Genomic DNA, 14,350 nt, shown 5'->3' with positions numbered 1-14,350 from the left:
GGCATCACGAGATGATGAGGTTGAAGCAATTCTGATATCAAAGATAACGATTAGATAAAAAGTAAGAAACGCAAGTGATGTCAAAGTTCAAAGTGCTTTATTGCAAGCGTTTTAAGTGCCAGTGATGCTCACTCCTGTTGCCCAGCATTGGCTAGCACCTCACAACTACCCCAAATTACAGCAACCTGATGCTTAAAAATTATAATTTCGACATATATATATATAGTTGAAAAAAAAGGTCTTGGATGTAATTGATCTCACATGAAATAAACTTATGGCTAAAGTTATCACTTCTCAAATTCTGGTAGCCTATGCTCAGTGTCCCTACAAGGCATTTCTGTTAATGTGTGGGGAGCCTTCAAGAGAATTACATGAGCATGAGCAAATTGTTGAGCAGCAGAAGTCCCATGTGAAAACTAAATATATTGATGTTCTTAAAAAAGATAACCCAAATGTACAATTATATCAGCAAAACAACCTTGAACACGGCATAGATTATTTGATAAATGCTCAATTAAGTATTGGCACACTACTTGCCACATGTTGCTTTTTAAAAAAGGTAAATGATAAATCATCCTTGGGCAACTTCAGTTATGAACCAAACATTTTTATAGGCTCATACCAGATTAATGAAACGGCTAAGTTAGAGTTATTTTTCATTGGATATGTACTGGCACAAATTCAGGGATGCTTACCAAATGTAGGTCACATCATTACTGTAGATGGTAAATCTCACCGCATTAGGTTCAAGAATATTGAGAAAAATCTCATACCTATACTTGAGCCATTGCAAAGATGGGTTACAAGCTTATCGTCAGAACCACCACCTATAATTTTGAATAAGCATTGCCCAATATGCCAGTTTAAGATGCTCTGTCGAGCTAAAGCGTTACAAGACAATCACCTCAGCTTGCTTAACGGCATTACACCCAAAGCCATTCGACGATATGAAAAAAAGGGAATTTTTACTGTCAAACAACTTTCTTATCTATTTAAACCACACAAACGCAAAAAGGGAAAACGCAATAAATTTGATAACACTCATAAGCTAGAGTTACAAGCTTTAGCCATTAGAACAGGAAAAATATATCTCCAGTATCTACCAGAATTATGTCGGCAATCGACAGAATTATTTTTGGATATTGAGGGGGTTCCCGACCAAGATTTATATTACTTAATTGGTTTATTAGTTTGTCAACCAGACACAATAAAGCTCTACTCTTTTTGGGCTAACACTGCTGAGGAAGAAAGGCAGATATGGCAACAGATGTTGGCAGTGATTAATCAGTACTCTAATGCTCCAATTTATCATTATGGTAGTTATGAATCGCGTGCCATATCCAAATTAGCAAAACGCTATAAAACCAGTAGTGATACTATCATTCAAAGATTAGTTAATGTTAACAGTTACATTCACGGTAATATCTATTTTCCAGTTTACTCAAACAGCTTGAAAGAGATTGGTTCATTTATTGGAGCAACATGGACATCGCCTGTTGCATCTGGTCTTCAGAGCCTCGTATGGCAGCATTATTGGCAAGAAACGAGTGATACTCAATACAAAGATTGCTTACTCACGTATAATGCTGAGGATTGTCATGCTTTAAAGTTGCTAGTAGATGAACTTTCTAAAATAAAAACGTCGGCTGATACTTTATCTGAAGTAGAGTTTTCTGAAGAACATCAAAAACAGAAAAATCAAATAGTTACTGAAATTTCTAGTCAATTTGAAACCATGTTGAATTTTGCTCACATGGACTATGATAAAAAGAAAATAAACTTTAGACAGGATACAAATCAGAGTATTCATGAAGAGGTAAAGAAAAAACGCGGAGTTAAAAAAGGGTACGAAGGTCAAAGAAGAATTAATCCTAAAGCCACCAAAATAATCGAAGTTCCTGCGGCAGTTAACTGTCCAATTTGCAACAATATTTCTCTAAAAATCACAACAAGACTAGCTACAAGACTCATCATTAACTTAGTCTTAACAAAAAACGGTGTTAAAAAAACAATTATAAAATATTTAGGTAATAAAGGTTATTGCCCACAGTGCTGCAAGTTTTATAATCCACCAGTTATCTCTAAATATGGACATTCGCAGCTTTACGGGCATGGATTTAAAGCATGGCTAATCTACCATCGAGTAGCTATGCGTTTACCATACGAAAGCATTAGCGAAATGATGCAAGAGCAGTTTGGTGAAAAAATACTTGCAGGCTCAATAGTAACCTTTATTAAGGATTTTGCACAGTATTATTCTGAAACCGAAAAATTTATAATTCAGTCTTTATTAAAAAGTCCTAGCATTCATGTGGACGAAACAACAATTAATATTAAAGGTTTTAATTGGTATGGATGGGTTTTTACCAATGAAGAATATGTAGTATTCAAACTGAGTGAGACTAGAGAAGCAACAATAGTACATGAGTTACTATTAGGGTATACAGGTATCCTTATTTCAGATTTTTACGCTGGCTATGATTCAGTGCAATGCAGGCAACAAAAGTGTTGGGTTCATCTTATTCGAGATCTTAATGATGACCTTCGAGAAACACCATTTGACACTGAATATGAAATGTTTGTCTTAGAAGTAAAAAATCTAATCATTCCCATTATGGAAGCTATTCAAAAATATGGCTTGAAGAAAAGGGTTTTAGAAAAATTCAAGAAAGAAGTTGATAAATTTTATCAACTATTTATTACTGATAAATGGTATAGGTCTGATTTAGTTATAAAATATCAAAAAAGATTTAAAAGATATCGAGATAGCCTATTTACATTTCTAGAAGAAGATAAAATTCTTTGGCACAATAATGTAGCTGAAAGAGCTATTAGACATTTGGCGATACAACGAGATATATCAACACCGTTTCACGAGTCATCAACTCGTAATTATTTATTATTGCTTAGTATTCAGCAAACTTGCCGTTTTCAAGGCAAATCATTTTTTAAATTTCTATTTTCAGAAGAGACAGATATTAAAAAGTTCAAAGCTGTTAAGCATTAGCAGCTCATTCTGCCATGATTTCAGCAAGCCCACACTTTTATTAAGCTGAATTTTTCATTAAAGAGTATGGTTGGATCAACACTTCCGCCGGAATCCCCAATGAGGAATGCAAACGCCGAATCATCTCTAGTGTTAATGGTTGCTGCCGATTCAAAACCTCCTCAACCTCTCCACTGCTTCCAATAACAGATTCTAAATCCTGCCAAGACAGCCCACGAGATTCGAGATAATATAAAATTGCCTCAACTGGGTCTGGTGCTTCAATTGGATAATGTCGCTGTTCGTATGCTTCCACCAGAGTTGTTAAAACTTCCAACAGATCGCACTCTGGTGTATTAGGTTCTGCATCAAATAATCTTTCAATTTCATCAAGTGCAGCACGATAATCAGCTTCAGTTCGGATGGGATGGAGTTCAAGCATATACGTTACCTCAAATTGTTGTCGCGTCTACGTTATCGTATTCAGAATGCGTTCCTACAAAGCGGATAAAAATAATTTTAATGTCGTAACGAACGTGAACAATTAAGCGGTAATCATTGCCTTTGATATTAAAAACAACACGATTATTAGCGATGATACTGGCGTTGCGATAAATACTTTTGATATCTGTTGGACTATTCCATTCTGCACGAGATGCTTCATCATACCAAGCTTTTAAGGGCTGCTCGGCATCGGGATGTATTTCCCAAAATTGCCTTAAAGTGCTGCGAGCAATGATTCGCATACCAGGATGATAATAGTCCTCCAATAAGTTTATAAAACGGGCTAATTAAAGTTAAATTTGTACAAACTAAAATTTAAGCGTTGAGACAGCCGATTCTAAATCCTCATCCAATACCTCTAAATATTTTTGCAGTGCTGACAAGGTTCTGTGACCTGAAATTTTTTGGATCACCTTCAGTGGTACTCCAGACCTGTGCATCTGCGTCAAGCAAGTGCGGCGGAAGCTGTGAGTACTGGCCCCTTCAATAAGTAGTTCCATAAACGCCGCCCGTAAAATCTTATCTGCCGAATCTGGGTGAATGTGTCCCCTACCGTGACGACCAGGGAACAAATACACCTTTGGTGAATGGTAAGCTTCTAGTAGTACCTTTAACTCAGAATTGACTGGCACAGAGCGAGTTTCAATCTTGCCCTTTGTCGTCCCCTTGCGAATTGTTACACGGGGGCGTACACTGCCATCAATGCTGTATACATCTTTAGTATGTAAGGAACAGGCTTCGGAAATTCGAGTGCCTGTGTACAAGCACACACCAAACAACGCCCGATCGCGTGGAGTTTTTAGGCCTATGGTGAACAATCGGTTAATTTCATCAGGTGTTAAGATTTTGGCCTGGTCATGTCGGTCAATTTTCATAAGATAATCTTACACCGACAAACTAAACGATTCCGTCTTAAGGGCAAAAAAGCTTATTCTTGCGTGAGAAACGAGAGACGAAAAATTTTTGATAATTTTTGCTTATCAATAAAGTGGCAGAAATTCCACGCAGTCATCGGGGTTTGGGGCGATGAAGATGATCTTTTCTTATACAGTAATTAAGAACTGCACCAAAAGCTATAATCTTGTTCTTTAATTTTCTGGTGCTACTGTGGCGATCGTGCTTCAATGCAATTCTGATTCACCTTAATTGGAGCGTGATACGATTTTGGCTATGACTCACAAGTGCATTGCAGTTGCAGCTCGTAAGGGAGGCGTGGGCAAAACGACAATTGCCTGTGGCCTTGCTTCTGTTCTGGCTAGTCAAGGACGAAAAGTTTTAGTTATCGACCTTGACCCACAATCAAATGCAGCTTACGTGTTAGGCACAAATCCCACAGCAGCAGGAACTGCTGAACTTCTGGTTGGTGGTTCACCTGAGCCTTTAGAAGCAGCTCCTGGCCTTTACGTCTTACCGGGCGGCCCCGATTTGGCAGGACATAATATTCAGTTGCTAGATCCTGAAGATTTGGCAGATATCGTAGCACCAATGGCTTACGATGTTTTTATCTTCGACTGTCCCCCAGGTGTTGAATCTCTGGAGCGACTAGGGTTGGTTGCTGCTGATGTTGCATTAGTCTGCACCGATGCTCACCCTTTGGCAGTCATGGGAGCCGGGCGAGTCCTCAACGAGTTGAAGCTGCGACAGCAAAAAGGACGCAGAGGGGCAAAACGCTGGGCGTTGGCACTCTCGCGGATTGATCTGCGTCGGTCAATGGATCAGGCGCTGGACAAACAACTCTCTAATGCTTACCCATCGATTAAACGTTTAATTGTGCATCAAGACTCATCTTTAGCATGGGCTGCTGCTGAACGAGTTCCCCTGATGCAGTACGATCCAAACTGCAAGGGGGCAAAAGATTTACAGGCGATCGCCGACTGGGTGTTAAATGGTTAGACGAAAAACAAAAAGTGAAGCTTTATTTGCAGAAGCCGCCGCAACAGCTGACGCGATTCATGAGCAGGATCTGGCAGCAGCAGCTAAAGCCGAACAGGAACGCTCCCAAAAAACTAAAATGCCTCTGGCGCAAATTCATCCTAGAGAAGCAGACACTAGGCCAATTCGACCTGAACACGTTGCTGATTTAGCAGAGTCTATTGCTGCATTGGGGTTGATTGAACCCCTGGTGGTTGATTGTAAGGGAGTATTGCTGGCTGGAGCGCATCGCCTAGCAGCAATTCAGTTACTTAAGGAAGGTAATTCAGATGCTTATGCCCAACAGTTTCCTGATGAGCTAGTAATGGTTCACATGATGGTATTTGATGCTGAGGAGGAACCTGAACGGGCGCTACAGGTGGAACTGGCGGAAAACGAGAAACGGGTTAACTATACCCGTGACCAGATTGAACGGCTGGCTGAACGCTTACGAGCTTTGAATTACAGGGAGATTCGCGGTCGTCCGCGAGAAGGAGAAAAGGCATTAGGCCCGGCTTTGGCAGTGGCGATTGGTGTTTCTACCCGTTATGTACGCAAGATATTGAGTCAGCAGCGACAAGAAGAAGACGGCGAAGAAAATAGGAACTCAGTTCCTATTTTTCAGAAGCTCAAGCTACTTAAGAGAATTGAGGCTGATACGCAAGATTTGGTAGCACTACTAGAGTCAGAGCAACCTACCCGCGCGGAGCAGTCTTTGTCTAAAGCTATTCCCAATTTTCTCAAAGCTGTTAAGGATAACATTAATGAAGCAAAAGTGGCGGTTAAGAGTCGGAAATGAACTGCTGGGTCTTCCTCTAGGTAGTAATGAAGTTAAACTTGATTGCTACTAGCGCTCCAATCATGAATACTAGGAACAACTGCTATAACATTTTATTAAACGCAATTCTGATTTTGATAAACTCTATTGGAGATATAAGGGATAGGGCTAAGATTGAGCTGTATCGGTATGTAATAGAGAATCAAGATGTTAGATGCAGTAGAGTTTCAAGCAAAGATTCAAAATGGTTTCATTCAGATTCCTGATGAGTACAAACAAGAACTCGGTGAAGGAGATGATATTCAAGTAATTGTCTTGGTCAAGAAAAAATCATCTCCAAAAAAAGACATAATTGATGAATTAACTGAGAATCCAGTTCAAGTCAATGGTGTACTCAGCCGTGAAGAAATTTATAATCCCTAGTTATGACGAATGGTGTATCTTTTATTGATACAAATGTTTGACTCTATCGTTTATTTGACGTGTCAAACCATGTGACCATCTGACATACCAATAACAATATCGCGCACAGTTTCGGAAGCAGTAAAGTGTTTCTCTGTGTGAGGAGTAATCGGCATATTCAGCCTTTATGTTTGATGTTATTTGCTGGCATCCTATATAGGGTTATAGACCAATTGAGAGTCTGCTACCACACAGTATTTATAATTCTCTGTGGTAGGCGAAAAGCAATTATTGACCCTCAAACTGCAAGTATGCTCAGGCAAAATCCTACTTTCGCATTAAAACCGCTCAAACTTATATACAGCAAGGCTTTTCAAACCATCTTGCTGCTTTTTACTTGACACGCGCTGGAGGACTTTTCAAACATCCTCTAAGGATGAAACAGAAAAAGTGCAAGTCTGTAACAGCTTGACCTTGCATCAAAAAATATGCTAGGCTGGCTGAACTAGTACAAAATGCCTCCAATGAGAGAGGTTTTAACTGTTCTTCTTGCAGACAGAAAAATATTTGGAAACACGGGGGGTGTCTGGTAACAGGATCATCCTTAACCTCCCTTATGCGTATCGCGGATAATAGAACCTAACTCGCATCAGGTAAGGGATGCAGGAGGCATTAGGTTCACGAGTATAAATGGTTGCCTATTCACCCGTAGCGGGTTACTACAGTTCATGTACAATACAGTAACCGCCCGATACGTCCTTGACCGTGACCGATTCCCTTTTTCCTGAGAACCTAAGCAACTATGATGCCTTCTTAAGCATCCTTAAACAGCGCATTCGCACCGCGCAGGTGCGGGCGGCACTTGCTGTGAACCAGGAGTTAGTACTGCTTTACTGGCAGATTGGCCGGGAGATTTTACAACGCCAGCAGGAGGAAGGGTGGGGAACGAAGGTAATTGAGCGCATAGCCAAGGATTTAAAACGGGAGTTCCCAGATATAAAGGGGTTCTCCCGTACAAACCTGCTTTATATGCGGGCTTTTGCGGAAACCTACCCGGATGAATCATTCGTCCACCAGCTTGGTGGACAAATTCCCTGGCGGCATAACTGTGTCTTGCTGGATCGCGTAAAAGTGCCAGAGCAGCGGGTTTGGTACATCCAGCAAACCATCCAGAACGGCTGGAGCCGCGCCATCTTGGAGATGCAGATTGAGAGCCGTCTGTATGAACGCCAGGGGAGCGCAGTCACCAATTTTAGCCAGACCTTGCCCAGCCCTCAATCCGATCTGGCGCAGCAGCTTATCAAAGACCCGTATCATTTTGATTTCCTGACCTTAGGCCAAGAGGCACAGGAAAGGGATTTGGAGCGGGCGCTTGTGGAGCGCATTCGTGACTTTCTCCTGGAACTAGGGGGCGGTTTCTCGTTTGTGGGAAGCCAGTATCCCCTTGAGGTCAGCGGGCAGGAATATCGGCTTGATCTGCTGTTTTATCACCTGAGGCTTCGCTGCTTTGTCATCATTGACCTTAAAATGGTGGAATTCCAGCCGGAATTTTCGGGGAAAATGAATTTTTATGTGTCTGCGGTAAACGCTATTCTGCGGCATCCTGATGATCAGCCCACTATCGGCATTATTCTTTGCAAGTCTAAAAACAAGACGGTTGCCGAACTTGCGCTGCAAGGAATGACGCAGCCTATCGGCGTTTCCACCCACAGAATAGGGAAAGACGTTCCCGAACAACTTAAAGGCATCTTGTCTACGGTGGAACAACTGGAGATGGAGCTGGATACGGCTGCCGCCGAACTTGAAAAGCAGGAGCAGGGGAGAGTGGAGACGTAACTTTTCTATGAGCAGAAATAGTGTTTAGCCGGCTATATCATTTCTTACCTTGTTGGCGTAGATCGAAGGTTCGTGTCACCAAGTGCAGTTTATGGTTATAAACCTTATACAGCAATAGTTACAGAGATTGGTATAAGATTTAAGCGCGATCGCATCCTTATCATCACATCACTGGTTAACCATCTATTAACCATTTACTGGATGCGCCTAATTGCCTTCTATGGCATCCTAAAAAGTGAGAGTTAATTCGGTGACAGTGTTTGTTTTTAGTATTCACTGGCTTCTCTCCGAAATTTAAATCTCTACACGCTGATAATGAGGGAGAAAATCGATGTCAATTTATGTAGGTAATCTCTCTTACCAAGTTACGGAAGATGATATTAGAGGTGTTTTTGGCGAATATGGTAGTGTCAAGCGGGTTGTGCTACCAAATGACCGTGAAACAGGTCGTCTGCGCGGCTTTGCTTTTGTAGACATGAATTCAGATGCAGAAGAAACTGCTGCCATTGAAGCACTTGATGGTGCTGAATGGATGGGTCGTGACCTGAAAGTAAATAAAGCCAAGCCCAGAGAAGACAGAGGTTCTTCTGGTGGCGGCCGGGGCGGATATGGTGGCGGTGGTGGACGCGGACGCTACTAAGATTTGAAACCTAAAATTTTACAAGCCAGTCTTTAGGTCAGACAAGGAGTCTGTCTTTTTTGCACTGTTAGCGCCTGCTCGCACCATTGATTAAGTCAATTTAATAGGAGAGATAATGACCCAAATAGTAGTGGGTGACAATGAACATTGGAGTTGGTATAGCCGTCCTCATTTACGAGATGCAATTGAATTACCCTCAATTTCCCAAGAACCTCAACTTGTTAGTGTTTGAACTAACAGTAATTAGCTGAAGTTGGGATTTTTGCAAGATATATGGACACGCATTATTATCAAGCGTGTCCTCAATTAAAGATTTCATTTTAGGGGGATATAATGAGCAATAAACTTTCTTCAATTTTGAAAGGTAATCACGTTTTATTGACTGGTGGAACGGGTGGATTAGGACTTGGTGTTACGCCAACTGTTCTTGCTCAGAATCCTGCTTCGGTAACAATTCCTTATACTAACGCGAGAAACGTTGAGCGATTGAAAAGTATTTTGTCTGTTACTGATTTAGATAGCATTAGATTTGTTACAGGCAATCTTACAGATGAATCGGCTGTAGAAAATTTAGTCAACGAGATGGAACGGGTAGATGTCCTGATTCATCTAGTTGGTGGTTTTTCGATAGGAAAAACCCATGAATATCCTTATGAAAACTGGAAAGCTGACCTAGAACTGAATTTGGATCTTGCTTTCCTGGTGCTGAAACATAGTTTAAGACGGATGTTAGAACATGGCTATGGACGAATTGTGACAGTGGGTTCGCGGGGAGCAGTACAACCAGGGGGACAGTTAGCAGCCTATTGTGCCGCCAAAGCAGGATTAGTAGCGTTGACCCAGGTGATCGCTGATGAAACCAAAGGGACAAACATCACTGCTAATATCGTTTTACCTAGTGTGATCGATACTTCTAGCAATCGAGCAGCGATGAATACAGAGAATGCCGCTCAATGGGTTAAACCCGATTCTCTGGCACAGGTCATCTGTTTCTTGGCTTCAGAAGCTGCTGTAGATATGAGGGGAGCAGTTGTTCCTGTGTATGGCAATATTTAAACCTGTTTTGGTGACAGAAGAGAGCAGGGGTAGCTGGGGGAGTGTAAATCCTTCTGTCGCCATTCGCCTGAAAATATGGTTGTTTTCTTCCCCTGCTTCCCCAGCCTCCCCAGCTTTCTTCAGTGATGCAGTAAGAGATGGTTGTGAGCGGAGTGTTGTTGAGTTATCGGCTTAATCCCCGTCGTCTTGGTTGTTCTAGCTGTTGTTCAAGTTGTTCTTCTAATTCATCTATTACCAAGTCGAGTAATTCTTCTAATTCTGCTTGGGTGCGTGGGATTGAACCATGCTTGATAGTTTCTTTGATGTCTTCAGTTGGTTCTTCTTGTTCTAGCAGGTGGCAGATAATTTTTTTATCTCGGTCGTCAGGCGACAATGCAGTTGCGCTTAGTGTGAGTGATAGTTGTTGATATCTCTGTTGCCAGGGGTTAAGTTCGGCTTGTTCTTGATGTTGGTTGAGTTGAACAGGTGTTTGTTGCTGTGTGGGTTTGGCTGGATTTAATAGCAGTGAAATAATACGTTGGTCATCGCGTTTTGGTTGGTAATCAACTCGCTTGTGTTTCTGCAATCCGGGGAATGTGTAAGCTGCACCCAAAGAGGTGCCGCTAAATTGCTGGCCTTTCATTGAATATGAGATGCCTTTACTCTTGCCGTTACGTGTTAAGCCGTGGCGAACTTTCACATTTTGTAGTTGCAGTCGCTCAATCAATTGCGGCATTGTGGGAGAGTCGGCGGTGGCGCGGTCGATGAGTTCTTGCAGCTGTTGTTTAATGGGTGGTTCTTGTGGCGTTGAGCGTGAGCCTTTAAGATATTCTTTCTGTTCTCGCTCTAGCCGTCTTTGTTGTCCAATACTTGGATTGCGCGATAATTTTTCGTGACTACTTCGAGCTTGTTGTAAACCGTAATCTCGTTCTATTTGACGAATGATGCTTTCGCTGCGTTTGTAATCCCAGCTATCATGAACAATCTTGCCGTTGTCCAAACGAATGCGACTGGCGCAGATATGTATGTGGTCGTGCTGGGTGTTGCTGTGTCTGTAAACCACATACTGGTTACTGTCAAAGCCCATTTCTTCCAGGTAGCGGTGGGCGATTTCGTTCCAGGTTGCGTCATCAAGCCGCTCACCTTGGGGTAATGACAATGATGCGTGGTACACTACTCGGTCAGCTTCATAGTTCAATTGACGCGAGATTTTGAATTCAACAGCCAGGGCGCGGGCGCTATTGCCGCCCATGTTGCCACCAATGAGTTTAGCTCCTTCTTGAGATTGGAGATAATTCAGCAGTCCGCGAAATCCTCGCCCCTTAGTCTGGTTGCCAATCATCTGTTTCCTCATCCTCCTCTTCAATGAAGGTTTTGGCTATTTCCCGTTGGCAGTGTCGTAGCAGTTCTAGAAGTTCCTGTAATAATTCTGGTTCTGCTGGCGGTGGCACTTGCATTTTAATGGCAGTGTTGGTGGCTTTGGCCAGTTGGTTAATGTTGTTGCCGATGCGGGAAAGTTCTAGGTAAGTGGCAACGGTAACTCTGCCCAGTCGCGGCGGTGGTGGTGGAATTGGTCGCAGTAATACACAACGTCTTGTCAATTCTGCCAAGCTCATGCTCGCGTCTTGAGCCTTTGAGCGAATCATCTCGTATTCAATAGGGCTAAATCGCGCTTGCAACATTTTGGTACGGACGAGTGACTGAGAAGAACGCTTGGTCATAATGTCATACCGAACTTTGTGCAACTTTTGAGGGGGTTTCCAAAGGCGGGATACTTCCCCCTTTGGCAAGCCTGCCGAGCCGAGCGCAGCGAAGGCACCCCGCAGGGGTAGGCATGGCTTGCTCCTTACCTCAATTTGGGGCAAGGCGAAAATATAGGAACGACCGCCCACATTGGGGCACAGTGAATATTTGGCGGCTACTGCCACTCAAACAAGCTATGAATAAAGCGCAGATGTGGCATGGTCAATTGTTATTTACTTGTGCGTGATTTTTTTGATTAACTCTTTGTGAGTCATCTTACAAGCTAGCAGTGGTTATTGTTCAATTATTTACGTGAATAACTGTTACTTTCTTTGAAGTCTTTTTAGCATTTTAAATTCCCAGTCTTTAGATAGATGCAATGAGTGAAAGCAAAGTTTTAAACATAACAAATCTCTGTTTTTAACTTCTGTGACTAAAGATAATATTCCTAAGTCCAAAATTCCTGAAGCCATTGATGCTCTCCGCGCTTTAGGTGCTAAGGAATTAGATGATGTCCCGGCACGAGAGGCTATTAGAAAGATGCGCCGTCAAATTGAACGGGTACTTCGTCTTGGCTATAGCTATGAGGAAGTTTCTAAAACTTTAGCCTCTCTTGATATCAATATTAGTGCCGAACGTATTCGTTATTTACTTAACGATATTAAAAGGTCTACACGCAAAAAGTCAGTCAGTCCTCCGATTCCAGAGGATAGCAATACACAAGTTATTGATGAGCAGACTTTAGCTGAAAATTCCGCGACCCAACTTGGCAGTATTCAGTCTGTTAAAAAATCCAAGTCTCAATCACAAAGACAATCAAATTTAGAACCAAAATCTGCAAAGTCTAAATCAACACGCCCTAAAACTACTAAAACGGACAATCAGCCAGAAGAAAGTAATAGCAATAATCATCAAAATTTCTCTCGCCCTGCTTTTGTGCCTCAAATCATGAGTGATGAGGATTTATAAATGGTAGTTAAAGCAAAACAATCGGCTGATTCGGCTGACCAAAAACCTACAAATGAGCCAAAAACTGTTGGGCGTTTAGTGTTGGTTACTGGTGATAAGGGTGGGACTGGTAAAAGTGTGGTGGCTAGAATCCTACTCGATATTTACCGCCACAAAAATATCAACTGTATTGCTTACGAATGTGACCAGTCTAATCCTCAGCTTTATCGCCACTACAATAAGGTGGCTCCTGGGGTGTCAGGGTTGAAACTTAATCAGCGCGGTGGTGCTGATGCTTTGCAGGATGATTTGAAGCGTTTTTCTCCTAAAGTTTCGCTTGTGGATCTACCTGCTGGGGCTGCTGAATATTTTGAGTCAGTGGCGAAGGATATTTTTCTGTTTCAGAATGCCCAGCGTTTAGGTTATCGCATCACTATGGTGTCGGTTTTGGGTCGGGTCAAGGATAGTGTTTTGCAGTTAAAACGTCTCGTTGATTTCTGTGGCAACCGTGTTGATTATGTAGTAATGAAGAATCTTTACTGGGGTGATGAGAACAAGTTCACTCGTTACAACAATTCTAAGGTCAAGCAGGCTGTAGAAGCATTGGGGGCGATTGAACTGTTATTGCCTGAGTTATATGACGATATTTTTGACCTCATCGACTCTCAGGATCTGACGTTCAGGGAGGCCCTAGAGCATGAAGATTTTAGTTTGAGTAATCAATCTCGTATTTTTGGCTGGATTGATGCGGTCGAAACTGAGTTTAATCGAGCTGCTGTACAGTTGGGGTTAGAGTAATGGCAAGCACTAATGGTAAGGGTAATGGTGCAAATGGGGCAGTATCTCATTTAGATAGGTTGTTGTCAGAAAAGCCACCAGAATTTCAAGCAAAAGTTTTGCGATTTGCGCTTGATTCAGGGATGAAACAGGATGACCCAGCATTTAGGTTAGTGCAGTACATCGGCTATCTGGCACAGCTGACAGAAACCGCACCCAATGATTGGAAATTGTTATTTGAAAATTTACAAGCAGAGCTAAACCAATGGAGCCAACTGACAGCGGAGCAATTGAAGACCCAAGCCGACCACACGGAGAACATCAAAAATTTAGCGACCAGTTGCAGTCAGCTAGGGACAGCCTTGAGCGCATTAAATTTAACGTCTCAGCAACAACTTCTTCAATTGACGAACTTAACCAAACTCTCCGAGAATTTGAGCAATATCTCTCCCAGGCAACCAGAGAGATTGAGCCAACCGTTGCAAGAACAATTGAACGAGATTCAGGTGAAGATTTCTCTATTGAACCAAAAAGACGTGGACTCAGCCGTTAAAGGTTGGGGTAGAGCTATTATCATCTGGCTTTTATCTCCGGTCACATTTTTTATTCTATTTTGGTTTTATTCGCACATGACTCCAATCCCTACTCCCATCGAAACTACCCAATCTCTGGAGAAGATTTTGGAGAATACTGGCTGGACAAATACCAAGCTGCAACGCGTTGAAAGAAGGTTAGGAACAGACCCAAATCAGAGACGACGACGGTAAAAATTTGCTGTTGAAAACGCGAT

17 protein-coding genes are annotated in these 14,350 nt (G+C 42.2%); 12 read left to right on the top strand and 5 right to left on the bottom strand.

Going from position 1 to position 14,350, the window contains the following annotated elements:
* Nucleotides 1-274: 274 nt before the first annotated feature.
* Entirely contained in the window at nt 275-3,007 is a 2,733-nt protein-coding gene (gene tnpC / locus AC5JL8_RS30345) for an IS66 family transposase (protein WP_495883390.1), read from the top strand.
* Nucleotides 3,008-3,047: 40 nt separating this feature from the next.
* On the opposite strand, the gene AC5JL8_RS30340 is transcribed toward tnpC, so the two are convergent.
* From AC5JL8_RS30340 to AC5JL8_RS30330, 3 genes are all read right to left on the bottom strand, one after another.
* Complete coding sequence (locus tag AC5JL8_RS30340; RefSeq protein WP_495883389.1) at nt 3,048-3,428, bottom strand: helix-turn-helix domain-containing protein; 381 nt, start codon at nt 3,426-3,428, stop codon at nt 3,048-3,050.
* A gap of 10 nt (nt 3,429-3,438) precedes the next feature.
* Nucleotides 3,439-3,732: a type II toxin-antitoxin system HigB family toxin gene (locus AC5JL8_RS30335; protein ID WP_495883388.1), complete on the bottom strand. Its 294-nt coding sequence runs from the start codon at nt 3,730-3,732 to the stop codon at nt 3,439-3,441.
* 66 nt (nt 3,733-3,798) lie between these two features.
* Nucleotides 3,799-4,365, bottom strand: coding sequence for a tyrosine-type recombinase/integrase (locus AC5JL8_RS30330; protein ID WP_495883387.1), 567 nt, complete (start codon nt 4,363-4,365; stop codon nt 3,799-3,801).
* A gap of 295 nt (nt 4,366-4,660) precedes the next feature.
* Here AC5JL8_RS30330 and AC5JL8_RS30325 point away from each other — a divergent pair, with 295 nt between their 5' ends.
* The 8 genes from AC5JL8_RS30325 (at nt 4,661) to AC5JL8_RS30290 (ending at nt 10,288) form a co-directional block, all read left to right on the top strand.
* Complete coding sequence (locus AC5JL8_RS30325) at nt 4,661-5,383, top strand: ParA family protein (RefSeq protein WP_495883386.1); 723 nt, start codon at nt 4,661-4,663, stop codon at nt 5,381-5,383.
* Nucleotides 5,376-6,200, top strand: a complete 825-nt coding sequence (locus tag AC5JL8_RS30320) for a ParB N-terminal domain-containing protein (protein WP_495883385.1) — start codon at nt 5,376-5,378, stop codon at nt 6,198-6,200. The genes AC5JL8_RS30325 and AC5JL8_RS30320 overlap by 8 nt, the downstream gene beginning before the upstream one ends.
* Before the next feature lie 186 nt (nt 6,201-6,386).
* Nucleotides 6,387-6,602 carry a hypothetical protein gene (locus AC5JL8_RS30315; RefSeq protein WP_495883384.1) on the top strand — a complete coding sequence of 72 codons (216 nt, stop codon included), beginning with the start codon at nt 6,387-6,389 and terminating at the stop codon, nt 6,600-6,602.
* Nucleotides 6,603-7,346: 744 nt separating this feature from the next.
* Nucleotides 7,347-8,417 carry a PDDEXK nuclease domain-containing protein gene (locus AC5JL8_RS30310; protein WP_495883402.1) on the top strand — a complete coding sequence of 357 codons (1,071 nt, stop codon included), beginning with the start codon at nt 7,347-7,349 and terminating at the stop codon, nt 8,415-8,417.
* 72 nt (nt 8,418-8,489) lie between these two features.
* The gene (locus AC5JL8_RS30305) at nt 8,490-8,663 is read left to right on the top strand and encodes a hypothetical protein (RefSeq protein WP_495883383.1); all 174 of its coding nucleotides are present in this window, start codon (nt 8,490-8,492) and stop codon (nt 8,661-8,663) included.
* Nucleotides 8,664-8,748: 85 nt separating this feature from the next.
* On the top strand, nt 8,749-9,057 hold the full coding sequence (rbp, locus tag AC5JL8_RS30300) for an RNA-binding regulator (RefSeq protein WP_495883382.1): 309 nt from the start codon (nt 8,749-8,751) through the stop codon (nt 9,055-9,057).
* A 357-nt stretch (nt 9,058-9,414) separates the two neighbouring features.
* Nucleotides 9,415-10,113, top strand: coding sequence for a 3-oxoacyl-ACP reductase FabG (fabG, locus tag AC5JL8_RS30295; protein WP_495883401.1), 699 nt, complete (start codon nt 9,415-9,417; stop codon nt 10,111-10,113).
* Nucleotides 10,100-10,288: a hypothetical protein gene (locus tag AC5JL8_RS30290; RefSeq protein ID WP_495883381.1), complete on the top strand. Its 189-nt coding sequence runs from the start codon at nt 10,100-10,102 to the stop codon at nt 10,286-10,288. The genes fabG and AC5JL8_RS30290 overlap by 14 nt, the downstream gene beginning before the upstream one ends.
* Here the strand turns inward: AC5JL8_RS30290 and AC5JL8_RS30285 are convergent.
* Nucleotides 10,277-11,434, bottom strand: coding sequence for a relaxase/mobilization nuclease domain-containing protein (locus AC5JL8_RS30285; protein ID WP_495883380.1), 1,158 nt, complete (start codon nt 11,432-11,434; stop codon nt 10,277-10,279). The two genes, AC5JL8_RS30290 and AC5JL8_RS30285, sit on opposite strands and share 12 nt — an antisense overlap.
* Complete coding sequence (locus AC5JL8_RS30280; RefSeq protein WP_495883379.1) at nt 11,415-11,813, bottom strand: plasmid mobilization protein; 399 nt, start codon at nt 11,811-11,813, stop codon at nt 11,415-11,417. The genes AC5JL8_RS30285 and AC5JL8_RS30280 overlap by 20 nt, the downstream gene beginning before the upstream one ends.
* 451 nt (nt 11,814-12,264) lie before the next feature.
* On the opposite strand from AC5JL8_RS30280, the gene AC5JL8_RS30275 reads away from it, so the two are divergent.
* The 3 genes from AC5JL8_RS30275 to AC5JL8_RS30265 are packed head-to-tail and all read left to right on the top strand — an operon-like array spanning nt 12,265 to nt 14,327.
* Entirely contained in the window at nt 12,265-12,804 is a 540-nt protein-coding gene (locus AC5JL8_RS30275) for a hypothetical protein (RefSeq protein WP_495883378.1), read from the top strand.
* Complete coding sequence (locus tag AC5JL8_RS30270; RefSeq protein WP_495883377.1) at nt 12,805-13,581, top strand: P-loop NTPase family protein; 777 nt, start codon at nt 12,805-12,807, stop codon at nt 13,579-13,581. It abuts the gene before it with no gap.
* Nucleotides 13,581-14,327, top strand: coding sequence for a DUF6753 family protein (locus AC5JL8_RS30265; RefSeq protein ID WP_495883376.1), 747 nt, complete (start codon nt 13,581-13,583; stop codon nt 14,325-14,327). Before AC5JL8_RS30270 ends, AC5JL8_RS30265 begins: the two co-directional genes overlap by 1 nt.
* The last annotated feature ends 23 nt before the right edge of the window (nt 14,328-14,350 follow it).

The organism is Mojavia sp. (assembly GCF_059505145.1).
Note: the sequence above shows the minus strand (reverse complement) of the source record. Positions and strands in the feature narration are given on the sequence as shown.

Excerpts from the sequence above, each read along its gene's own strand:
- tnpC (WP_495883390.1), top strand. The coding sequence starts at position 275 with ATGGCTAAAGTTATCACTTCTCAAATTCTGGTAGCCTATGCTCAGTGT.
- AC5JL8_RS30340 (WP_495883389.1), bottom strand. The coding sequence starts at position 3,428 with ATGCTTGAACTCCATCCCATCCGAACTGAAGCTGATTATCGTGCTGCA.
- AC5JL8_RS30335 (WP_495883388.1), bottom strand. The coding sequence starts at position 3,732 with ATGCGAATCATTGCTCGCAGCACTTTAAGGCAATTTTGGGAAATACAT.
- AC5JL8_RS30330 (WP_495883387.1), bottom strand. The coding sequence starts at position 4,365 with ATGAAAATTGACCGACATGACCAGGCCAAAATCTTAACACCTGATGAA.
- AC5JL8_RS30325 (WP_495883386.1), top strand. The coding sequence starts at position 4,661 with ATGACTCACAAGTGCATTGCAGTTGCAGCTCGTAAGGGAGGCGTGGGC.
- AC5JL8_RS30320 (WP_495883385.1), top strand. The coding sequence starts at position 5,376 with ATGGTTAGACGAAAAACAAAAAGTGAAGCTTTATTTGCAGAAGCCGCC.
- AC5JL8_RS30315 (WP_495883384.1), top strand. The coding sequence starts at position 6,387 with ATGTTAGATGCAGTAGAGTTTCAAGCAAAGATTCAAAATGGTTTCATT.
- rbp (WP_495883382.1), top strand. The coding sequence starts at position 8,749 with ATGTCAATTTATGTAGGTAATCTCTCTTACCAAGTTACGGAAGATGAT.
- AC5JL8_RS30290 (WP_495883381.1), top strand. The coding sequence starts at position 10,100 with ATGGCAATATTTAAACCTGTTTTGGTGACAGAAGAGAGCAGGGGTAGC.
- AC5JL8_RS30285 (WP_495883380.1), bottom strand. The coding sequence starts at position 11,434 with ATGATTGGCAACCAGACTAAGGGGCGAGGATTTCGCGGACTGCTGAAT.
- AC5JL8_RS30280 (WP_495883379.1), bottom strand. The coding sequence starts at position 11,813 with ATGACCAAGCGTTCTTCTCAGTCACTCGTCCGTACCAAAATGTTGCAA.
- AC5JL8_RS30270 (WP_495883377.1), top strand. The coding sequence starts at position 12,805 with ATGGTAGTTAAAGCAAAACAATCGGCTGATTCGGCTGACCAAAAACCT.
- AC5JL8_RS30265 (WP_495883376.1), top strand. The coding sequence starts at position 13,581 with ATGGCAAGCACTAATGGTAAGGGTAATGGTGCAAATGGGGCAGTATCT.